This is a genomic window from Stutzerimonas xanthomarina DSM 18231 (genome assembly GCF_900129835.1).
GTDB lineage: Bacteria > Pseudomonadota > Gammaproteobacteria > Pseudomonadales > Pseudomonadaceae > Stutzerimonas > Stutzerimonas xanthomarina.
In genome coordinates this window covers 879,577-901,496 of the sequence record NZ_FQXA01000001.1, presented here as the reverse complement: position 1 = coordinate 901,496, position 21,920 = coordinate 879,577, and the positions used below count along the sequence as shown (strand labels likewise).

18 protein-coding genes are annotated in these 21,920 nt (G+C 60.9%); 10 read left to right on the top strand and 8 right to left on the bottom strand.

Annotated elements, in window-relative coordinates; genetic code table 11:
- Positions 1 to 91: 91 nt before the first annotated feature.
- Positions 92 to 3,046, bottom strand: coding sequence for a PAS domain S-box protein (locus BUE09_RS04020; protein ID WP_073299389.1), 2,955 nt, complete (start codon positions 3,044 to 3,046; stop codon positions 92 to 94).
- Positions 3,047 to 3,319: 273 nt separating this feature from the next.
- On the opposite strand from BUE09_RS04020, the gene desA reads away from it, so the two are divergent.
- Both desA and BUE09_RS04010 read left to right on the top strand, forming a co-directional pair.
- The gene (gene desA / locus BUE09_RS04015; RefSeq protein ID WP_073299388.1) at positions 3,320 to 4,510 is read left to right on the top strand and encodes a delta-9 fatty acid desaturase DesA; all 1,191 of its coding nucleotides are present in this window, start codon (positions 3,320 to 3,322) and stop codon (positions 4,508 to 4,510) included.
- Between the two features lie 141 nt (positions 4,511 to 4,651).
- Positions 4,652 to 5,650, top strand: a complete 999-nt coding sequence (locus tag BUE09_RS04010) for a GGDEF domain-containing protein (RefSeq protein ID WP_073299387.1) — start codon at positions 4,652 to 4,654, stop codon at positions 5,648 to 5,650.
- A 66-nt stretch (positions 5,651 to 5,716) separates the two neighbouring features.
- Here BUE09_RS04010 and BUE09_RS04005 read toward each other — a convergent pair whose 3' ends face one another.
- From BUE09_RS04005 to BUE09_RS03975, 7 genes are all read right to left on the bottom strand, one after another.
- On the bottom strand, positions 5,717 to 6,049 hold the full coding sequence (locus BUE09_RS04005) for a hypothetical protein (protein ID WP_231975551.1): 333 nt from the start codon (positions 6,047 to 6,049) through the stop codon (positions 5,717 to 5,719).
- A 150-nt stretch (positions 6,050 to 6,199) separates the two neighbouring features.
- The gene (locus tag BUE09_RS04000) at positions 6,200 to 6,793 is read right to left on the bottom strand and encodes a lytic murein transglycosylase (protein ID WP_231975550.1); all 594 of its coding nucleotides are present in this window, start codon (positions 6,791 to 6,793) and stop codon (positions 6,200 to 6,202) included.
- Between the two features lie 130 nt (positions 6,794 to 6,923).
- Complete coding sequence (locus BUE09_RS03995) at positions 6,924 to 7,601, bottom strand: hypothetical protein (RefSeq protein ID WP_073299384.1); 678 nt, start codon at positions 7,599 to 7,601, stop codon at positions 6,924 to 6,926.
- A 22-nt stretch (positions 7,602 to 7,623) separates the two neighbouring features.
- Positions 7,624 to 8,739, bottom strand: a complete 1,116-nt coding sequence (gene aguA / locus BUE09_RS03990; protein WP_073299383.1) for an agmatine deiminase — start codon at positions 8,737 to 8,739, stop codon at positions 7,624 to 7,626.
- Positions 8,740 to 8,877: 138 nt separating this feature from the next.
- On the bottom strand, positions 8,878 to 9,756 hold the full coding sequence (aguB, locus tag BUE09_RS03985) for an N-carbamoylputrescine amidase (RefSeq protein WP_073299382.1): 879 nt from the start codon (positions 9,754 to 9,756) through the stop codon (positions 8,878 to 8,880).
- A gap of 135 nt (positions 9,757 to 9,891) precedes the next feature.
- Positions 9,892 to 10,548, bottom strand: coding sequence for a TetR/AcrR family transcriptional regulator (locus BUE09_RS03980; RefSeq protein WP_073299381.1), 657 nt, complete (start codon positions 10,546 to 10,548; stop codon positions 9,892 to 9,894).
- Positions 10,549 to 10,715: 167 nt separating this feature from the next.
- On the bottom strand, positions 10,716 to 12,092 hold the full coding sequence (locus tag BUE09_RS03975) for a glutamine synthetase family protein (protein WP_019340805.1): 1,377 nt from the start codon (positions 12,090 to 12,092) through the stop codon (positions 10,716 to 10,718).
- Positions 12,093 to 12,343: 251 nt separating this feature from the next.
- Between BUE09_RS03975 and BUE09_RS03970 the strand changes: the two genes are divergently transcribed.
- From BUE09_RS03970 to BUE09_RS03935, 8 genes are all read left to right on the top strand, one after another.
- A complete protein-coding gene (locus tag BUE09_RS03970) occupies positions 12,344 to 13,090 on the top strand; it encodes a gamma-glutamyl-gamma-aminobutyrate hydrolase family protein (protein ID WP_073299380.1) in 747 nt (248 codons plus the stop codon).
- A 45-nt stretch (positions 13,091 to 13,135) separates the two neighbouring features.
- Positions 13,136 to 14,494 carry a glutamine synthetase family protein gene (locus tag BUE09_RS03965; RefSeq protein WP_073299379.1) on the top strand — a complete coding sequence of 453 codons (1,359 nt, stop codon included), beginning with the start codon at positions 13,136 to 13,138 and terminating at the stop codon, positions 14,492 to 14,494.
- A gap of 164 nt (positions 14,495 to 14,658) precedes the next feature.
- A complete protein-coding gene (locus BUE09_RS03960; protein ID WP_073299378.1) occupies positions 14,659 to 16,017 on the top strand; it encodes an aspartate aminotransferase family protein in 1,359 nt (452 codons plus the stop codon).
- Positions 16,018 to 16,266: 249 nt separating this feature from the next.
- A complete protein-coding gene (locus BUE09_RS03955; RefSeq protein ID WP_073299377.1) occupies positions 16,267 to 17,364 on the top strand; it encodes a polyamine ABC transporter substrate-binding protein in 1,098 nt (365 codons plus the stop codon).
- Between the two features lie 226 nt (positions 17,365 to 17,590).
- Positions 17,591 to 18,676, top strand: coding sequence for a polyamine ABC transporter substrate-binding protein (locus BUE09_RS03950; protein WP_073299376.1), 1,086 nt, complete (start codon positions 17,591 to 17,593; stop codon positions 18,674 to 18,676).
- A 102-nt stretch (positions 18,677 to 18,778) separates the two neighbouring features.
- Positions 18,779 to 19,930 carry a polyamine ABC transporter ATP-binding protein gene (potA, locus tag BUE09_RS03945; RefSeq protein WP_073299375.1) on the top strand — a complete coding sequence of 384 codons (1,152 nt, stop codon included), beginning with the start codon at positions 18,779 to 18,781 and terminating at the stop codon, positions 19,928 to 19,930.
- A complete protein-coding gene (locus BUE09_RS03940; protein ID WP_073299374.1) occupies positions 19,927 to 20,823 on the top strand; it encodes an ABC transporter permease subunit in 897 nt (298 codons plus the stop codon). The genes potA and BUE09_RS03940 overlap by 4 nt, the downstream gene beginning before the upstream one ends.
- On the top strand, positions 20,820 to 21,722 hold the full coding sequence (locus tag BUE09_RS03935) for an ABC transporter permease subunit (RefSeq protein ID WP_073299373.1): 903 nt from the start codon (positions 20,820 to 20,822) through the stop codon (positions 21,720 to 21,722). The genes BUE09_RS03940 and BUE09_RS03935 overlap by 4 nt, the downstream gene beginning before the upstream one ends.
- The last annotated feature ends 198 nt before the right edge of the window (positions 21,723 to 21,920 follow it).

The following is a 21,920-nucleotide window of genomic DNA, read 5'->3' as shown; positions in this document are numbered from 1 at the left end:
AGACCTCCAACAAAGCGTGCCCAGCGCGCTCGAAAGAAACAGTTTGCCAGCTTGCTCGTCGGCTGACGCGGCACACTGGAAAAATAGTCGGCTAGCCCGGTTCCTGCACGGGCAGTTCGAACCAGAAGCAAGCGCCCTGGCCCAGCTCCGAATCGAAACCGATGCATCCGTTCATGTGCTCGATCAGCTCCTTGCTGATGGCCAGGCCAAGGCCAGTACCGCCTTTTTGACGCGTATCGGACGAGTCAGCCTGGGAAAACTTCTGAAAAATGCGCTGCCGGAAACCCAGTGGAACGCCGGGGCCGGCATCGTCGACGCTTACGCGGATCTGATCGCCGCGGCGCTGGCTGCTCAAGCTTACGACTGCACCCGCCGGGGAGAATTTCGCCGCGTTGGACAGCAGGTTCGCCAGAACCTGCTGCAGACGGTGTGCGTCGACGTTCACGGTTGCCGCGGCTTGCTCGCCCAGCTCGATACGCACCCCGAGCTGTTCGGCGTAGGCTTGGTTCGACTGCAATGCGTCCTCCAGCAGAGGTGCCAGAGACTGCGACTGCAGCTGGATATTCATCTGCCCGGCGACCAGCTTTTCCATATCCAGCAGGTCGTCGATGAGTAATCCGAGGCGCTGGCTGTTCTGTTGCGCGATACCGAGCATTTGCCCCATGGCCGGCGGAACCTCGCCAAGGGCGCCACCGAGGATCAGGCCCAGTGCGCCGGAAATCGACGTCAACGGCGTGCGCAGTTCGTGACTGACGATGGAGACGAACTCGCTCTTCATTCGATCGACACGCTTGCGCTCGGTGATGTCGCGCACCAGGCCGATGAACTTGCGCTCACCGCGGTGGCTGATCTCCGAAACGCGCAGTTCAATGATGAACACTTCGCCATTGCGACGAACCGCCTGCAATTCGCGGTTCTGCTCAAGGCTGCGGCCTTCCCCGCGTTTTTCGTAGTCCTCCAGATAACCGTCATGGGCGGCGCGATGAGGCTCGGGCATGAGAATCGACAGGTTGCGCCCAAGCACTTCCTCTTCGCTGTAGCCGAAGGTGCGTTCAGCGGCGTGGTTGAAGGTCTCGATCAAGCCGCGCTGGTTGATGATGATGATCGCGTCGATGACGTTGGCGATCAGCAGGCGCACGTAACTCTCGCGCTCATGGGCTTCGCGCTGGGCCAATGCGCGGGCGGTGACGTCGCCGATGAAACCGTCGTACCACTGCAGCTGTCCATCGCTGTCTCGCAGTGCGCGGCGGTTCTCTTGAACCCAGAGTGTTTCGCCGCGGGCGTTGATCAGACGGTAGGTTCGCTCGAGCGTGTCCGCGGCGTCGTCCTCCAGACCTGCGCGGTCATCCGGATGGATCAGGCTGCTGTACTGGCGCATAGCCGGCGCCATGAAATCGCTGGCGGGATAACCGGTCAGGCGCTCGATGCCGTCGCTCAGATAGCTGAATGTGCGTTCGGTATCGACGCCGCGGCGGTAAACCACGCCCGGCAGATTACTGACCATGCTGCGAAAGCGGCTTTCGCTGTCACGCAGGGCCAGGGTCGCGCTCATCAGCGGGGTGATGTCGGCGATGAAACCATGCCAGAGGACCGATCCGTCCCGCAGGCGTTCGGCGTATGCGCGTACTTCGACCCAGATCAGCCCGTTGTTCGGATGCTTGATGCGATAGCGTGTGGTGCCAGAACCCAAGGTAGCGGCCGAGCGATCAATCGCCGCTCTGAGACTGGGGAGGTCTGGGTCATACACGGCGGCAAAGGCAATGGCTGAGTTATCGACCAGCCGTTCCGGGCTGACCCCGTAAAGTTCGCGGCAACCTTCGCTGGCGTAGAGAAAGTTGTACCTACCATCCTCGGAGCGCTTCAGCTGATAAACCATGCCCGGCAGCAGGCTGGTGATTTTCTGGCCGCGTTCGAGCAGACGCCGGCGGGCGCGCTCCTGCTGCGTCGAACGGCTCTGGTGAAGTCGCTGCACGATGCCGCGCCGGTGCAGCATGAAAACCAGCATGAGCAGCAATGCCTCGGCGATGAGCCATGCCAGGCCCCACTTCAACAGCACGTGGCGTTCAGCCTGTTGCTGCTCACGAAGCGTCGGGGTGATGTCGCGCCAGACCAGCGCAACGGCCATGGGTAGGCGACCGGGGCTGTATTCAGCCCTGACGTCATGCAACGGAATCTGGTTGAGCAAAAAACTGCGGCCGTCGGACTCGAGCATGCGCAGCGCCTGTCCTGCTTCGGGTGCGGGTAGCGACTGCTGCTCGGCCCATTGCAGGATCTGCGGTGCCGACTGTGTGTCGAGCAACCAGTTGCCGAGTCCCTTGAGCTGAATGCCGACCGGGCGCGCCCAGAGCACCTCTTCCAGTTCGGCTCGGTTGACCAGCAGACCCAGACCGGCATTCAGCTGATCGCCGAGTTCGGTCAGATCCGGAAGAATGTCGAACCCCACCTCCAGAGCGCCGATCACTTCGCTTTCCAAGCTGCTGCTGGCGCGTATCGGTACGATTGCCCGGTTGCCTGCGCTGTGATGGCCGATATCCAGGCCAGACACGGTCTGCCCCTGGGATAGGGCCTTGTAGAGCAACGGCCTGCGGTCGGCCACCGCGTCACCGAAGGCGTCCAGATCCTGCATGCGCAACAGGACGACCCCGGCGTCGCCCCAGTAGAGCTGCAACTGACGAGCACCGTGAGCCTGCATTGCCGTCCAGGTGGGCGTCAGCGACTGGGTCAGCTGCTGGCGTATGCGCGTCATGCGCGGGCCATGCCACTGGGCCCCTGCTCTGATGGTCCGGTCCGCTTGGCGCACCAGTCGCAAGGTGTCGGGGCTGGCGCTGAGCGTACGGGCAAGCAATCGGGCCTGTTTTTCCAGCCCCTGCCTTGCGCTGTGCAATGCCAACGCCTGCACCTCGCCCTGTTGCGCTGTCTGCAATGACCAGACGGTATCCCGAGCTTTAAATCCATTGAATGCCAGGCCGCCGAACAGCAGGGCCAACAGCAGGCTGCCGATGCCAAGTAGCCATCGAGGACTGGTTGAAAGGGGATAGGTGCTCATGGCTCTGTACTGGGGGCAATGATCGGCGCGCCTCACGCGGCTCCGCGTGCGGCAAACGTGCTAATGGATGAAGAAAAGGGTGATGGCTATATGCTATCTCGAAAGCGTCGTCCGTTGCTTCGCTGTATCGACCGCACGGGCCGTTTCTGTCAGACCCTGAAACGAAAAAGAACCGCTGAACGACAGGCGGCGGCTCATCCAGCCAGGCAGCGTAGATAATGAGGCAGGTCCGTGTTTGCGGATCGGCTTTTTACACCGCGAGGCAGCGACACTATGTGGTACACCGGTTTTCTCGACCTTTCCGCCTGGCACGTCGTGGCGTCCACGCTGGTTCTGACTCATGTCACCATCGTTGCGGTCACCGTCTATCTGCACCGTTATTCGGCTCACCGTTCACTCGAGCTGAATGCGGCGCTCAGGCACTTCTTCCGCTTCTGGTTGTGGCTGACCACGGCGATGAATACCCGCGAGTGGACCGCCATCCACCGCAAGCATCACGCCAAGTGTGAAACCCCGGATGATCCGCACAGCCCCGTGCAGAAGGGGCTGGGTACCGTGCTGCGTCGCGGCGCCGAGCTGTATATGGAAGAAGCGAAGAACGAGGAAACCTTGCGCATCTACGGCAAGAACTGCCCGGATGATTGGGTCGAGCGCAACCTGTACTCCCGCTTCCCCAACCTCGGCATCGTGCTGATGCTCGGCGTCGATCTGGCGCTATTCGGCGTGATCGGCCTGACCGTCTGGGCGGTGCAGATGATCTGGATTCCCCTGTGGGCCGCCGGCGTGGTCAACGGCTTGGGACATGCAGTGGGTTATCGCAACTTTGAATGCCGTGACGCGGCGACCAACCTGGTGCCCTGGGGCATCCTGATCGGCGGTGAAGAGCTGCATAACAACCATCACACCTATCCGAACTCGGCCAAACTCTCGGTGCGCAAGTGGGAGTTCGACATGGGCTGGGCCTGGATCAAGCTGTTCAGCCTCTTTGGCCTGGCGAAAGTGAATCGCACCGCACCCATCGCGCACCGCGTCACGCCCAAGCATCAGCTGGACATGGACAGCGCCATGGCCATCCTCAACAACCGTTTCCAGATCATGGCGCAATACCGCAAGCTGGTGATCAAGCCGCTGGTACAGCTGGAACTGCAGCGCGCCGATGCCTCTGTGCGGCATCAGTTCCGCCGCGCCAAGCGGTTGTTGTCGCGCGAGCCTAGCCTGCTGCAGCACGATCAGCAGGCGCGCATCGAAGTGATCCTGGAGCAGAGTCAGTCGTTGCGGGTGATCTACGAGCAGCGCCTGGCGCTGCAGCAGATCTGGACCCGCACCAGTGCCAACGGGCATGAGATGCTGGCCGCGATCAAGCAGTGGGTGCAGGACGCGGAAGCCAGCGGTATTCAGTCATTGCGCGAGTTTGCCGAGCATCTGCGAACCTACTCGCTGCGGCCGGCTGTCGCCCATGCCTGACCTCTGATCGGCGCGAGCTGTGACGCGCGCGCCGCCCGGAACTTTGCCTGCCTGCCACTCTCTGAACTGCATTCTGGTGCTCTTGCGACAGTTACCCAGCGGGTCTCCGCCGGTGCCTGACGTCATGTTTTGGAAGCGGGTATGAATCTGGTGAAGCAGCGAAGCGAAACGAGAGGAGGGATTCTGCCGCCGACCGAGGCGCAAACCCTTTTGGCACTGATGCATGCGCGTGCCGAAGTCGAGCGCTTGAGTGAGCGCGAGCAGCTGTTTAGCACCCTGATGGGAGCTGTCAATGCGGTGCTTTGGGCATTCGATTGGCAGGCGCAACAGATGATCTACGTCAGCCCGGCTTACGAGCAGGTCTTCGGGCGCTCCGCCGCCTTGCTGCTGTCGGACTTTGGCGAGTGGCGCAACAGCATTTACCCGGATGATCTGGAATATGCCCAGCAGAGCATGCTCGACGTGCTCGACAAGGGGGCGGTCGAAGCGCGCGAGTACCGCATCATCCGCACCGACGGACAGCTGCGCTGGCTCAGCGACAAGTGCTTCATCGCACGTAACGCGGACAGCTTGCACGGGCCGATCATCGTTGGCATCGCCGAAGACATCACGGATAAGAAGCAGCTCGAAGGTGAGCTGCAGCGTCTGGCCACCGTTGACGTGCTGACCCAGAGCAGCAACCGGCGGTACTTCTTCGAATGTGCCCAGCGTGAGTTCGATCTCGCCCGGCAGTACGCGACGCCGATGGCGTTCCAGCTCTTGGACATCGATGATTTCAAGCGAATCAACGATACCCACGGACACCAGATGGGTGATCAGGTACTGCAGCGCGTGGCCCAGTGCGGCTCGTCGGTGTTGCGCCGGGGAGATCTGTTTGGCCGGATCGGCGGCGAGGAATTCGCGTTACTGCTTCCAGGCTGTCAGCCCGATCTCGCCGAGCAGATCGCCGAACGCTTGCAGCGCGAGATTCAGCGGCTGGTCTTCACCAGCCCTGATGGGCAGCGTTTTGGCGTCACGATCAGCCTGGGCGTGACCTACCTGAGAGCCAGCGACCCCGACCTCAGCGCCATGTTCGCGCGAGCCGATGCGGCGATGTATACCGCCAAACGTTTGGGCAAGAATCAGGTCATCGTGTCCTGAGTTGCTTTATGAAAGATTGAAGCCGCCCGCCGTGACCGATGATACATCCACCGGCCGCGGGCGCAGTCATTGTGTGAATTGCCGCCCTAACGCTTCCATCTCTTGTTTGAACTCGTCGCATTTCGCCTGATGTTCCGACGCCGGGATGGCTGCCCATTTCGCCGTCGCCTTTTTTTCGCCGGCATCGAAGGCTTCGTCAAAAGCGGCTGCTTTCATGCCGCTCTGGATCGAAAGGGCTCTTTGCTTCTCTTTTTGCTCGGCCAGCTGGTTGTCTGAATAGTCTCCGCAGACCTTGGCGGTTGCGTGCATGGCGCCGCCGAAGTTGGCCAGTTGGGTGTGCATGTTCGGCATGATCTGCTGGTTCGGCTCTTGAGCCTGCCCACTGAGGCTGACCAGCATGAGTGCGCCGGCCACCGACAGCGCTTGCAGACCTGTTGCTAAAGACATGTTCGCTCCTTTTGTTTGGATGTTTGTCAGTACTGAGTTGATGATTCACTGCGCTGGCCAGCGCCTGATGTGTTTAACGTCGTTATCTCGACTTCGCGAACTTCAACGAAGCATGTTGTGAACGGCAACCGCACCTCTGATCGCCTGGTCGTTGGTGATGCCCTGCATGCTCTCGACCTTCTGCAGCGCGACGCCGCCTGCCGCAACGGTAATGGTGACGCGGCCGACAACTACCTGCGGGCCGATGATGCTCAGCTGGGCAGCGGGATCCAACTGCTTGCTCAGATCTATGACGAATCCGCCGATGTGTTCGACCCTGTGATCGTCATAGACCATCCCCATCTGCCGAAGCAGCGTGGCGTCCGACGGCTCCTGGTCAACACTGATCGCAATCGTTAAACCGCCCCCCTTTACCATCTCGAACGCGTTACCAGACTGCATTTCCGGAGATAGCCAGGTACAGCCGATGCCGTAGACACTCACATTGTCGTAGCGCCCACCGCCTTCTTCTTCGACTAGTTTCATGCCTTCGACCATCGGCCCAAGCGTGGCGGCGATCGTGTCGCAGTCCGGAAGCTGCTCCAGGGACGGCGGGACGTATCCAGTGCTGGGATCGGAGCCTGGGTCGCTTTCGTCATCGCAACCGCTGGTGAAAAGCGCAAGGAGCAGCAGAGCCGGCAGGGCAGAACGAGGCATCAGCACAGCAGGTTTTCCTGTTTGGCGGGGTGATCGGCACGGGTGGTTGCTGGGTCGGTCTCGAGATCACTAAAGCTCTGAACTCTAGACCAAATCGGCTGCGCTTCAAGCACGCGACAGTGCGAAGCGCTCAGGGGGTTTTGCGGTAGACGTCGTCGAAACGCACGTTCATTCCGCCGCAGTGGCTGTTGTCGGTGACGACTAGGTTACCGGTAACGTATTGCAGGGTAACGCTGCAGTCGTAATCACCATCGCCCTCGGCGACCTGCAGCAGATCGCCTGCGGGCCAAGCCCTGCCTGAGAAGGCGCCGAGGTGCACGACCCGCTCGCCGAAGCCGTTAAGCCCGCCTTGCCAGATGGCCTGCCCTTCGACGGCTAGTGGCGCATCAGGCGAAGGCTTGGCAATGACAATGGTGTTGCCGCCGGCGATGGGCTCCCAGCGGCCGGTCCAGTCGTCAGCCGTGGGCTTAGGCGCCGGAGGATCGACAGTAAGGTTACGCACCGGCAACCACCCGACGAACTCGCGCTTCTCGGCGAAGTACCAGACGCAGGCCCAGCCGGCCGTCTGTTTGCCGAGCAGCAGCCTGTCGCCATCTATGAGATAGGCTTTCTGTACGCAGGACGCGTTATCAGGGCAACCGGCGGCATCGTCCCTGAAGTGCACCCGTTCGCCCGCATCGGCGGTTATTTCAGCGTGGCGCACCTGACCGGCAAACGCCGGGAAAAAGCCGTTGCGACACGAATAGGCCTCAAGCGCCTGGACGGAGGGTGCCAGCAACACGCACCACAGAAGGGTTGCGAAACGCATGCAAGGACTCCAGTGCTGATTGTTACGTCGACGTACGGCTCGATGCGGCGGGCTGCTGCTGAGTGATGCAGTGGATGTTGCCACCGCCAAGCAGGATTTCGCGACCCGGCACCATGACCACCTGATGCTGCGGAAACAGTCGGCCGAGAATAGCTTCGGCTTCGGCATCGAGCGGATCGTCGAACGAGGGTGCGATGATGCCGCCGTTGACGATAAGGAAGTTCACGTAGCTGCCGGCCAGACGAATCGATGGATCGCGCGGCTGGCTGCCGACCAGCGGGACCACGCCGGCGCATTCGGCTTCGGTGGCATGCAGCGGCCCCGGAATCGGCATCTTGTGCACGATCAGCGGACGGTCCCAGGCGTCGGTTGCCGCCTCGAGCACCTGCATCGCGGCCTGGCAGCGTTCGTAGTTGGGATTGTCGCGGTCGTCGGTCCAGGCGAGCAGCACTTCGCCCGGGCGAACGAAACAGCAGAAGTTGTCCACATGGCCGTCGGTTTCATCGTTGAACAGGCCGTGCGGCAGCCAGATGACCTTGTCGATCGCCAGATGATCGGCGAGCGTCCGTTCGATCTCTTTACGAGAAAGATGCGGGTTGCGATTGTGGTTGAGCAGACACTCTTCGGTGGTAATCAGCGTGCCTTCACCATCGACATGAATCGAGCCGCCTTCGAGGACGAAGCCCTCGGTGCGGTAGCGGTCGCAGCGTTCGATTTCGAGGATCTTCTGCGCCACCTCGTCGTCGCGCTGCCAATCTTCATAGAGCCCGCCGTTCAGCCCACCCCAGGCGTTGAACGTCCAGTCGACGCCGCGCAGGCCGCCCTTGCCATTGATCACGAAGGTCGGGCCGGTGTCACGCACCCAGGCATCATCGCTACTGATCTCCACCACGCGGATACGCGGATCGTCGAGTTGTTCACGCGCCGCCACGTACTGCTCGGCGGTGGCGCAGACCGTAACCGGCTCGAACCGCGCGATGGCTTTGGCTACTGCGGTAAAGGCCGCCTGCGCCTGCGTGCCTTGGTCGCGCCAGTTGTCCGGGCGCTGCGGCCAGACCATCCAGGTCTGGCTGTGCGGCGCCCACTCGGCAGGCATGTGATAGTCGTCGGCACGCGGCGTCGTGGTCAGAGTGGTCATTGGTCTACCTGGAGGCGGCAATCTGTCGTGGCCGGATGTGAACGGCCGTTTATTGGAGGCGATATATGTGACCACGGCAGATGGCGTTCAGCCGCAACGTGTGGTGCGGCTGAAGCCTTTACCGATGAGAGGCCAGGCTCAGGACTCCAGCGAACCGTCCAGCGTCTTGATCGGGCTATACAGGTTCGGGCGGCGATCCCGGAACACACCCCAGGCGCTGCGGACATGCTCGAGCTGATCGAGATCGAACTGGTGCACCAGCACGCCTTCACTGGTCTCGTCCATCTCCTCGACCTTGGCGCCAAACTGATCGGCAATGAACGACGAGCCGTAGAAGGTAATGTCGTAACCGTCCTGCTCTTCGCGGCCGATGCGGTTGCTGGCAATCAGCGGCATCAGGTTAGCGCCGGCATGGCCCTGTTGTACACGCTGCCAGTGGTCGCGCGAGGTGATGCTCGAATCGTGCGGCTCGCTGCCAATCGCCGTCGGGTAGAACAGCAGTTCTGCACCCATTAGCGCCATACTGCGCGCGGTTTCGGGGAACCACTGGTCCCAGCAGATGGCCACGCCGATCTTGGCGTAACGGGTGTTCCAGACCTTGAAACCGGTGTCGCCCGGGTTGAAGTAATACTTCTCGTGGTAGCCGGGACCGTCCGGGATATGGCTCTTGCGGTATACCCCGAGCACCTTGCCGTCGGCGTCGATGATGGCGATCGAGTTGAAGCGCGCGCGTCCGGACAGTTCGAAGAAGCTCACCGGCAGCACCACTTGCAGCTCCGCCGCCACCTTCTGGAAATGCTGGACGGCCGGGTTGTCTTCCACCGAAGTGGCCAGCTGCAGGTACTCAGGATTCGGCTTCTGGCAGAAGTACGGCGTCTCGAACAGCTCCTGAATCAGGATCACCTGTGCGCCCTTGGCTGCTGCCTCGCGGACCAGCTTCTCGGCATTGGCGATATTCGCTTGGCGATCCCAGGAACAGGCCATCTGGGTAGCGGCAACGGTGACGATACGGGACATGAAGAACCTCGCGGATGCTGGCGTAAGGGCAGCCCAGGTCGGGCATGGCGAAATCTATTCGATAGTTATCGGGATGAAAAGTGCTTTTTGTCGATATGTGGTGATCTTGGCGCTTTTTAGACCGATAAATATCGATTAAATCGGTGCGACTCGCTTTGGGAGAAAAGGCGGCAGATACAGACCCAGATACGCGTCGAATACCCGCATGCCTTCCTCGGCCATGCGTGGCGTGATGGCGCCATGCAGGAGCACCGAGCGCGCATAGACGCGATCACCAAGCTCTATCGCCAAGGCGAAAACCTCCACCTCGCTGGGCAGCACCGGCAGCTCGAAGTGTCGTTCAAAGAGGACCCGCATCAACCCGGCGAGTTCGATGTCGTGCTGACGGTCAGCCTGGGTGACTTCTGCCAGACCGTGCTGCGCAAGGATCAGCTGCCGAGCTGCGGCATCGGCCTGATAGATGGCTAGCATGCGTTGCTCGATGAGCCGCGAGAGGTCGTGCCAGCTATTGAGAGCATTGTGCTCCACCGGCTCCTGCAGGCTGGCACGGAAGGCGGCGTGAATATCAGCGGTGAGCGCCTCGAGCAGAGCCGGCACGCTGGCAAAGAAGTGGTAAACCGATGAGGGTGGAATCGCTGCGCGATCAGCCACGCTATAGATCGAAAGCCCGGCCACGCCTGCATCGGCGAGCAGTTCTCGCGCAGCCGCAAGAATCTGCGCAATCCGCGCCTGACTGCTGGCGCGAGGTTTACGGTTGGGCGGTGTACACGGGGTTGATTCGGCTGTGCTCATGACCGTATTGGATGCCAGCCTGCCAACAGATGCAACGGCCTGAAGTGTGCGGTTCACGCCTGCCACGTTGCGGCAGGCTCGCGTCACTCGGCTGAGCGACCGCTGAGCTAGAGCGACTGCTGTTCCAGATCCGACCGGCCCCGCACCCAGCGGTACGGGGCGAGGCATTAGACGGTGTGCAGGTACCAGTTGTATTCAAGGTCGGAGATCGAGTGTTCGAACTCGGCTAGCTCGCTTTCCTTGCAGGCGACGAAAATGTCGATGTACGTGGAGTCGATATAGCGCGCCATGATCTCGCTGTCGTCCAGCTCGCGCAGCGCATCGCGCAGGTTGGATGGCAGGCTCGGTTCGACCTGCTCGTAGGAGTTGCCCTCGATCGGTTCGTCCGGCGCGATCTTGTTGGTAAGCCCGTGGTGAATGCCGGCCAGCACGCTGGCCAGCAGCAGGTAGGGGTTGGCGTCTGCACCGGCAACCCGGTGCTCGATGCGCACGGCGTCGGCGCTATCGGTCGGCACGCGCAGCGCCACGGTGCGGTTGTCCAGGCCCCAGCAGGGCGCGTTCGGTACGTAGAACTGGGCACCGAAGCGGCGATAGGAGTTCACGTTGGGGCAGAGGAAGGCCATGGAGGCGGCCATGGTCTGCTGAATGCCGCCTATGGCGTGGCGCAGCGTTTCGCTTTCCAGCGGATTGCCGGTGGCGAAAATATTGTTGCCGTTCTTGTCCAGCAGCGAGATGTGCACGTGCAGCCCGTTGCCCGCCTGGCCCGGGTAGGGCTTGGCCATGAAGGTGGTGTCCATCTCATGGTCGTAGGCGATGTTCTTGATCAAGCGCTTGAGCAATACGGCGTAGTCGCAAGCCTTGATCGGGTCAGCGACGTGATGAAGGTTGACCTCGAACTGCGCCGGCGCGCTTTCCTTGACGATGGCGTCGGCGGGGATGCCCTGCTCCTTGGCACCCTCGAGGATGTCCTGCAGGCAGTCGACGTATTCATCCAGATCGTCGATCAGATAGACCTGAGTGGAGTGCGGGCGCTTGCCGGAAATCGGCGAGCGCGGTGGCTGCGGTCGGCCGTTGATGTTCTCCTGATCGATCAGGTAGAACTCCAGCTCGAAAGCGGCGCAGATCGTCAGGCCCAGTTCATCGAACTTGCTCACGACCTGGCGCAGCACTTCCCGTGGGTCGGCGAAGAATGGCGAGCCGTCACGCTCGTGCATGGTCATCAACAGCTGGGCGGTCGGGCGTTTCTGCCAGGGCTCGTTGCTCAGCGTGTTGGGAATGGGGAAACAGGTACGGTCAGAGTCGCCGATGTCCATCCCCAGCCCGGAGCTCTCCACGGTGATGCCATTGATGTCGAGGGCGAACAGCGAAGCCGGCAGATTGATGCCTTTTTCATACACCCTGTGCAGGCTGGCGCGCTCGATGCGCTTACCCCGGACGACACCGTTCATGTCTGCGATCAGCAGGTCGACGTACTGGACCTCCGGGTGTTCCTTTAGAAATGCGTTCGCTTCGTTGAGCTGAACGGCACGCGGCGGCGGAAGCATGATGAAGCACCTTAATTGTTAAAAATTTCAATCATCAAACAGCTTGCCTTGGAGTCAATCGAAAAGCCCTGCCGCTGTCAATAGCGCCTCGAAATGCCCCTTCGAGGCCCGCAATGGGCGTTTTCGGGGCAATCCGGCGAACGATCCCGAACCGCTTACATGGCTTTGCGAAGCGGCAACCCTCGGCTATTGTCTATAAAAACGAACAAGACTACTCTCCGACGAGCCCCATCTGGAAAGACGAGTATCCCATGCCTCGCGTGCCATTGATCGGCGTTTCCGCCTGTACCAGGCAGATCGGCCACCACAGCTTCCACATAGCCGGTGATAAGTACCTGCGCGCGGCGGCTGTAGCCGGCATGCCGTTAGTCATCCCGGCGCTCGGCGATCTGATCGACCCTGCTGCGCTTTTAGATTGCGTAGACGGCCTACTCTTTACCGGCTCACCCTCCAACGTCGAACCGCACCATTATGGAGGCCCGGCCAGCACCGAGGGCACGGCCCATGACCCCTTACGTGATCAACTGACGCTGCCGCTTATTCGTGCGGCGGTGGATGCGGGTGTTCCAGTATTCGGCGTCTGCCGCGGGTTTCAGGAAATGAACGTCGCTTTTGGCGGCAGCCTGCATCAGAAGGTTCACGAGGCCGGGCCTTATGCCGATCACCGTGAGCGCGCCGAGGATCCAGTCGAGGTGCAGTACGGTCTAAGTCATCCGTTGCACGTCCAACCGGGCGGATTGCTGCAGCGCCTCGGGTTACCCGCGCAGATTGATGTCAATTCGGTGCACGGGCAGGGCGTCGAGCGGCTCGGCGAGGGCCTGCGCATCGAGGCGCTGGCACCCGATGGGCTGATCGAGGCGTTTTCCGTCGACGGTGCGCGAAGCTTTGCCCTCGGCGTGCAGTGGCACCCGGAATGGAAGGTGCATGAGCATCCTTATTACCTGGCGTTGTTCAAGGGGTTTGCCCAGGCTTGCCAGGAACGCGCAGGACGGCGCTGAGCGCGGGCCGGTTCGGCGCTCGTTTCATTAATTTCTGAGGTCGATATGTCCAGCAAGCTCGACCAGCTTACCGGCTGGCTGAAAGAACGCAAGATCACCGAGGTGGAGTGCCTGATCAGCGACCTGACCGGCATCGCCCGCGGCAAAATTTCACCCACCAACAAATTCCTTGGTGAGAAGGGCATGCGTCTGCCGGAAAGCGTGCTGCTGCAGACCGTGACCGGCGACTACGTCGAGGACGATATCTATTACGAGCTGCTCGACCCTGCGGATATCGACATGTTCTGCCGTCCCGATCCCGATGCCGTGTTCCTGGTGCCCTGGGCCATCGAGCCGACTGCGCAGGTGATCCACGACACCTATGACAAGATGGGCAACCCCATCGAGATCTCGCCACGCAACATCCTCAAGCGGGTGTTGAAGATGTATGCCGATCGGGGCTGGCAGCCTATTGTCGCGCCAGAGATGGAGTTCTACCTGACCAAGCGCTGCGAAGACCCGGACCTGCCGTTCCAGCCGCCGATCGGGCGTTCAGGCCGGCAGGAGACGGGCCGACAGTCGTTCTCCATCGACGCGGCCAACGAGTTCGACCCGCTGTTCGAAGACATGTACGACTGGTGCGAAGCCCAGGGGCTGGATCTGGATACGCTGATCCACGAAGAAGGCACCGCACAGATGGAAATCAACTTCCGTCATGGCGAGGCGCTGCACCTGGCCGATCAGATTCTGGTGTTCAAGCGCACCATGCGCGAGGCGGCGCTCAAGCACAACGTGGCGGCCACCTTCATGGCCAAGCCCATGACCGGCGAGCCGGGCAGCGCCATGCATCTGCACCAGAGCGTGGTGGACATCGAAACCGGGCGCAACATCTTTTCCAACAGCGACGGCACCATGAGCCAGCTGTTCCTGCACCACGTCGGTGGCCTGCAGAAATACATTCCCGAGCTGTTGCCGCTGTTTGCGCCGAACGTCAATTCGTTCCGCCGCTTCCTGCCGGACACCTCGGCGCCAGTCAACGTCGAATGGGGCGAGGAAAATCGCACCGTAGGCCTGCGGGTTCCGGATTCTGATCCGCAGAACCGCCGCGTCGAGAACCGTCTGCCGGGCGCCGATGCCAATCCGTATCTGGCCATCGCGGCGAGCCTGCTGTGCGGCTATATCGGCATGGTCGAGGAGCTGCGGCCGAGTCAACCAGTCAAGGGTCGCGGCTATGAGCGCCGCAACCTGCGCCTGCCGCTCACGCTCGAAGCGGCACTGGAACGTATGGAGAACTGCCGCTCGCTGGAGAAGTACCTGAGCCCCAAATTCATCACCGGCTACATCGCGGTCAAGCGCGCCGAGCAGGAAAACTACCACCGGGTCATCAGCTCGTGGGAGCGGGAATTTCTGATGCTCTCGGTGTAAAGGAAGTCGTAGGGTCGATGACGCTTTTCTCATCCACCGTGGCTCCGTAGAGGGGTTCGCCACCCGGTGGATCGATGAGGCGTGATCCACCCTATGTTTCGCCGAAGGCTTCTGATGGATGAGATTTTTCACCATCGAAAATTACGAATTAAAAGAGGTGACTGATGAGCGATTCGCAAACCCTGCAATGGCAAGCCCTGAGCCGCGACCATCACTTGCCGCCGTTCACCGACTTCAAGGCGCTGAACGCCAAGGGCACGCGCATCATCACGCGGGGCGAGGGTGTCTACCTCTGGGACAGCGAAGGCCACAAGATCCTCGATGCGATGGCCGGGCTCTGGTGCGTCAACCTCGGCTATGGCCGCGAAGAACTGGTCGAGGCGGCCACCCGGCAGATGCGCGAACTCCCTTATTACAACCTGTTTTTCCAGACCGCCCACCCGCCAGCGCTGGCATTGGCCAAGGCTATCGCCGAGATCGCGCCGGAAGGCATGAACCATGTGTTCTTTACCGGCTCCGGCTCGGAAGCCAACGACACCGTGCTGCGCATGGTGCGTCATTACTGGGCAATCAAGGGCCAACCACAGAAGAAAGTCGTAATCGGCCGCTGGAACGGCTATCACGGCTCGACCATCGCCGGCGCCAGCCTTGGCGGTATGAAGGCCATGCACGAGCAGGGCGATGGCCCGATCCCGGGCATCGAGCACATCGACCAGCCCTACTGGTTCGGCGAGGGCGGTGATCTGGATCCGGAGGAATTCGGTGTCCGCGTCGCCCAGCAGTTGGAGCAGAAGATCCTCGACGTCGGCGAAGACAAGGTCGCCGCCTTTATTGCCGAGCCGATCCAGGGCGCCGGCGGCGTGATCATTCCGCCGGACAGCTACTGGCCCAAGATTCGCGAAATCCTCGCCCGCTACGACATCCTGTTCATCGCTGACGAAGTGATCTGTGGCTTCGGCCGCACCGGCGAGTGGTTCGGCAGCGACCATTACGGCAACGCACCGGACTTGATGCCGATCGCCAAGGGCCTGACGTCCGGTTATCTGCCCATGGGCGGCGTGGTAGTGCGCGACGAAGTGGTGCACACGCTCAACGAAGGCGGCGAGTTCTACCACGGCTTCACCTACTCCGGGCATCCGGTAGCGGCCGCGGTGGCGCTGGAAAACATCCGCATCATGCGCGAGGAAAAGATCGTCGAGCGGGTGAAAAGCAAGACGGCACCTTATTTGCAATCTCGCTGGCGTGAGCTGGTCGAGCACCCGCTGGTAGGTGAGGCCCGAGGCGTCGGCATGCTTGGCGCGCTGGAACTGGTGAAAAACAAGAAGACCCGTGAACGCTTCGCTGACCCTGGCGTGGGCATGCTCTGTCGCGAGCACTGCTTCCGCAATGGTCTGGTGATGCGCGCCGTGGGGGACACCATGATCATTTCACCACCGCTGGTGATCAACGAGGAGCAGATCGACGAGCTGATCGGCAAGGTCAAGCTGTGCCTGGACGCGACCTTGAAAGATGCGCGAGGTTAGTGGGGCGGGCGCCGGCAGGATGCTACTGGTGCCTGATAGGGCGTTGAACGCATGTAAGCGAAGCGCATGCAAGCTGTTGAAAAACTGCCATCGACCTTGCCAGACTGCGCGCGTGCTTGGCCTGACCTACCGAGGGTGTGTCGATGCCGGCATAGCCACTAGCTGCACCAGGCGCAACAGGACGGCATAGACGCCGGCCAGTGTGAGCTGCCCACAGCCCAACAGATGACTACAACAGGAGCTGCACGGATGAAAACCTTTGCCAAGACCCTACTTGCGATGACGCTGGCTGGAGCGGTCGCCGGCGCTGCCCAGGCCGAAGAGAAGGTGCTGCACGTATTCAACTGGTCCGACTACATTGCCGAAGACACGCTGGACAACTTCACCAAGGAAACCGGCATCAAGGTCGTCTACGACGTATTCGACAGCAACGAAGTGCTGGAAGCCAAGTTGCTGGCCGGCAGCTCAGGGTATGACGTCGTCGTACCGTCCAACCCGTTCCTGGCGAAGCAGATCAAGGCCGGCGTGTTCCAGAAGCTCGACAAGAGCAAGCTGCCGAACTGGGAGAACCTCGACAAGGACCTGCTCAAGGCACTGCAGCCGAGCGATCCGGATAACTTGTACGCAGTGCCGTACATGTGGGGCACCATCGGCATCGGTTACAACCCGGAGAAGGTGAAGGCCGCATTGGGCGAAGACGCGCCGGTCAATTCCTGGGATCTGGTGTTTAAACCGGAGAATATGGAAAAGCTGAAATCCTGCAGTGTCTCATTCCTCGATTCGCCCACCGAAATCCTTCCCGCTGCGCTGCATTACCTGGGCTACAAGCCTGACACCACCAACAAGGACGAGCTGAAGAAGGCCGAAGAGCTGTTCATGCAGATCCGTCCGAACGTGGCGTATTTCCATTCTTCGAAGTACATCTCCGATCTGGCCAACGGCAACGTCTGCGTCGCCATCGGCTACTCCGGTGACATTTACCAGGCCAAGGCGCGTGCAGAAGAAGCCGGCGACGAGGTCAAGGTCAAATACAACATTCCCAAGGAAGGCGCCGGCACCTTCTTCGACATGCTGGCGATCCCGGCTGATGCGAAAAACGTCGAAAACGCCCATGTGTTCCTCAACTACCTGATGAAGCCGGACGTGATGGCCAACATCACCAACTACGTGCAGTTCCCCAACAGCAACGCGGCAGCGACCCCGCTGGTGGACGAGGCAATCCGCACCGACCCGGGCATCTACCCCAGCCAGGCCGTCCTGCAGAAGCTCTACACCTTCCCGGATCTCGACTCGAAAACCCAGCGCACCATGACTCGCAGCTGGACCAAGATCAAATCCGGTCGTTGATCCAGCCGCCTCGCCAGGCCTGCTTGCGGGCATGGCGAGGCTTCACAAACCTTTGCAAGAGGCGAAGTACGGACCCGCAACGCTGGCTTGCGGTCCGCTGTGGTGCCACCTTTGGGCGTGACCGTCTCGTTTGTTGCGCCGTGCCAGTTGATTTTTAGAGGTTTTTCCAATAAATAGCCCGCCTTTCGCCCACTGATCGCGCGGTCTGCACCAAGAGGACACTCTCATGCGTTCGACATTGAAGTCGCTTCTTATCGCCGCTGCGGTCAGCGGTGCTGCGTCCGCTCAGGCTGCCACGGTGCATATCTACAACTGGTCCGATTACATCGGCGAAACAACGCTGGAAGAGTTCGAGAAAGAGACCGGCATCAAGCCGATCTATGACGTGTTCGATTCAAACGAAACCCTTGAAGGCAAACTGCTCGCTGGCCGGACTGGCTATGACGTGGTGGTGCCTTCCAACCATTTCCTCGGCAAACAGATTCGCGCTGGCGCTTTCCAGAAACTGGACAAGAGCAAGTTGCCCAATTGGCAACACCTGGACCCCGCGCTGCTCAAGCAGCTCGAGAAAAACGACCCGGGCAATGCCTATGCCGCGCCCTATCTTTGGGGCACCAATGGCATCGGCTACAACGTCGAAAAGGTGACGGCTGCGCTGGGCATCGAGAAGGTCGATTCCTGGGCGGTGCTGTTCGAGCCGGAAAACGCCAAGAAGCTTGCCGGTTGCGGCATCGCCTTACTCGACTCGCCTGATGAAATGATCCCGGCGATGCTCAACTACCTTGGCCTGGACCCCAACAGCACCGATCCGGACGATTACGCCAAAGCTGAAGCCAAACTGCTCGAAATACGCCCCTACGTCCGCTATTTCCACTCATCCAAATACATATCGGACCTGGCTAACGGCAACATCTGCATAGCCGCGGGCTTCTCCGGAGACATCTTCCAGGCGGCGGCGCGCGCCGACGAAGCCGACAAGGGCATCGACATCGCCTACACGATTCCTAAAGAGGGCGGCAATCTCTGGTTCGACATGCTGGCCATCCCGGTCGACGCTCAGAATGTCGAGGAAGCCCATGCCTTCATCAACTATCTGCTCGAGCCCGAGGTGATCGCGTCGGTCAGCGACTATGTTGGCTATGCCAACCCCAACATCAAGGCGGGTGAACTGATGGACCAGGAGGTTCGCAATGATCCGTCGGTCTATCCGCCGCAAGCGGTGCTGGATCGCCTGTACGTCTCGGCCGAGCTGCCGCAGAAGATCATCCGCCTGATGACCCGTACCTGGACCAAGATCAAGTCCGGTCAATAGCCACACCGGGCGACACGGATCGCTATTCGGCGCCCGTGTTGCCCGCGCTCCATGACATTTCCGGGTTGTCCGGGTCCATTATTTTCAATCGGGAGTTCGCGCATGGCCGTTGCCTCCAGCGCCTACAAAAAGGCCCTCACCGGTGAGAGCCAGAACAAGCAGGTGCTGCTGAAGATCGACCGCGTCACCAAGAAGTTCGACGAAACGGTGGCGGTTGATGATGTCTCGTTGAGCATTCACCAGGGCGAGATCTTTGCCCTGCTTGGAGGTTCCGGCTCGGGCAAGTCCACTTTATTGCGCATGCTGGCTGGCTTCGAACGGCCCACCGAAGGGCGGATCTTCCTCGACGGCCAGGACATCACCGATATGCCGCCGTACGAGCGGCCGATCAACATGATGTTCCAGTCTTACGCGCTGTTCCCGCACATGACCGTAGCGCAGAACATTGCCTTCGGTTTGAAGCAGGACGGGCTGTCAAAGGACGAAGTGCAGACCCGCGTCGATGAGATGCTCACACTGGTGCAGATGAGCCAGTACGCCAAGCGCAAGCCGCACCAGCTCTCGGGCGGTCAGCGCCAGCGTGTCGCCCTGGCGCGCTCGCTGGCCAAGCGACCCAAGCTGCTTTTGCTCGACGAGCCCATGGGCGCGCTGGACAAGAAACTGCGCTCGCAGATGCAGCTGGAACTGGTCCAGATCATCGAGCGGGTCGGGGTCACCTGCGTGATGGTCACCCACGATCAGGAAGAGGCCATGACCATGGCCGAACGCATTGCCATCATGCACCTGGGTTGGATTGCCCAGGTCGGCAGCCCGATGGACATCTACGAGACGCCGGCCAGTCGGCTGGTCTGCGAATTCATCGGCAACGTCAACCTGTTCGACGGTGAACTCATCGAAGACCTGGAAGATCATGCCGTGATTGCCTGTCCTGGCCTGGAAAACCCGATCTACGTCGGCCACGGCATCAGCACCCGCGCCCAGGACAAGCAGATCACCTATGCGATACGCCCCGAAAAGCTGCTGATCGGCACCGAGCTGCCCGACCTGCAGCGACCCGGTTACAACTGGGCCAAGGGCATCGTCTACGACATCGCCTATCTGGGCGGACATTCGGTTTATTACATCCAGATGCCGTCCGGCGGCATTCTGCAGGCATTCATGGCTAACGCCGAACGCCATGTGAAGCTGCCAACCTGGGAGCAGGAAGTGTTCGTCTACTGGTGGGACGACAGCGGCGTGGTGTTGCAGGCATGAGGCGCTCGCGGCTGAACCCGGGCCGTCGGCTGGTCATCGGCGTTCCCTTCCTCTGGTTGGCGCTGTTTTTCCTGCTGCCGTTCGTGATCGTGCTGAAGATCAGCTTCGCCGAAGCCGATGTGGCGATTCCGCCCTATACAGAGGTGTTTGCTTATGCCGAGCAGCAGCTGCAGATCATCATCAACCTGGGCAACTATGTGTTCCTCAGCGAAGACGATCTGTACTGGGCGGCCTACGCCGGTTCGCTGCGCATCGCCTTCTTCAGTACGCTGATCTGCCTCCTGGTCGGTTATCCGATGGCCTACGCCATCGCTCGGGCGCGCAAGGATCTGCAGACCGTGCTGCTGCTGCTGATCATGATGCCGACCTGGACGGCGATCCTGATTCGCGTCTATGCCTGGATGGGCATCCTCAGCAGCAATGGCATTCTTAACGGACTGCTGCAGGGCCTGGGCCTCATCGACGAACCGCTGCGCATCCTCAACACCGATCTCGCCGTCTACATCGGCGTGGTGTATTCCTACCTGCCGTTCATGATCCTGCCGCTTTACGCCAATCTGGTGAAGCATGACCTCAGCCTGCTGGAGGCCGCGTCTGACCTGGGCGCGCGCAACCTGACCAGTTTCTGGAAGATCACGGTGCCCCTGTCCAAAAACGGCATCATCGCCGGCTGCATGCTGGTATTCATTCCGGTAGTGGGCGAGTTCGTCATTCCGGAGCTGCTTGGCGGGCCGGAGACGCTGATGATCGGCAAGGTGCTGTGGCAGGAGTTCTTCAATAACCGCGACTGGCCGGTAGCGTCTGCACTGGCGGTGGTGATGCTGGCGATCCTATTGGTGCCGATCATTCTGTTCAACCGCAACCAAACCAAGGAACTGGAGGGCAAGCTATGAAGCGTTACAGCTTTTCCAACCTGATCCTGGTGCTCGGGCTGTTTTTCATCTACCTGCCGATGGTGCTGCTGGTGATCTACTCCTTCAACGCCTCACGGCTGGTGACGGTGTGGGGTGGCTGGTCGCTGAAGTGGTATGCCGGGTTGCTGGACAACAGCCAGCTGATGGGCGCGGTCATGCGTTCGCTGGAAATCGCGTTCTACACCGCCATTGCTGCAGTCGCGCTGGGCACCATGGCCGCCTTCGTGCTGACGCGAATCCCCAACTTTCGCGGGCGCACCCTGTTTGGCGGCCTGGTCACGGCGCCGCTGGTGATGCCGGAAGTAATCACCGGTCTGTCGTTGCTGCTGTTATTCGTGGCCATGGCGCAGCTGATCGGCTGGCCTGCCCAGCGCGGCATCGTCACCATCTGGATCGCCCACACCACCTTCTGCTCGGCCTACGTCGCGGTAGTGGTGATGGCGCGCCTGCGCGAGCTGGACCTGTCCATCGAGGAAGCGGCGATGGACCTCGGAGCGCGGCCGTGGAAGGTGTTCTTCCTGATCACCATGCCGATGATCGCGCCCTCGCTGGCGGCCGGCGGCATGCTCTCCTTTGCCCTCTCGCTGGACGATCTGGTACTGGCCAGCTTCGTCTCCGGTCCCGGCTCGACCACTCTGCCGATGGAGATCTTCTCCGCCGTGCGCCTGGGCGTGAAACCGGAGATCAACGCGGTGGCGAGTCTGATCCTGCTCAGCGTTTCGCTGGCTACCTTTCTCGCCTGGTACCTCAGCCGCCGCGCCGAGAAGCGCCGTATTCGTGCGATGCAGCAGGCGATGGATGAAACCGCTGGCAATCCCACCTGGCGTCAGGTGATCGACAGCCGCAAGGTGCTGGTGCCGCCCTCGGCACATACCTGATGATGGTTTGAGCCGCAAAACGAAAAGGGCGCATCGATGCGCCCTTTTCGTTTCAGATGAATTGTCCCCTGCCGCAGAGCGGTAGGGTGAATAACGCGAAGCTTATCCACCGCCGCGCCTTCTCCGTCCCCGAGCCCGCATTCACGGCTCGGTTGTCTGTTCGCCTGCAGCGAATACCGCGTCCGGTTGCCGATCACC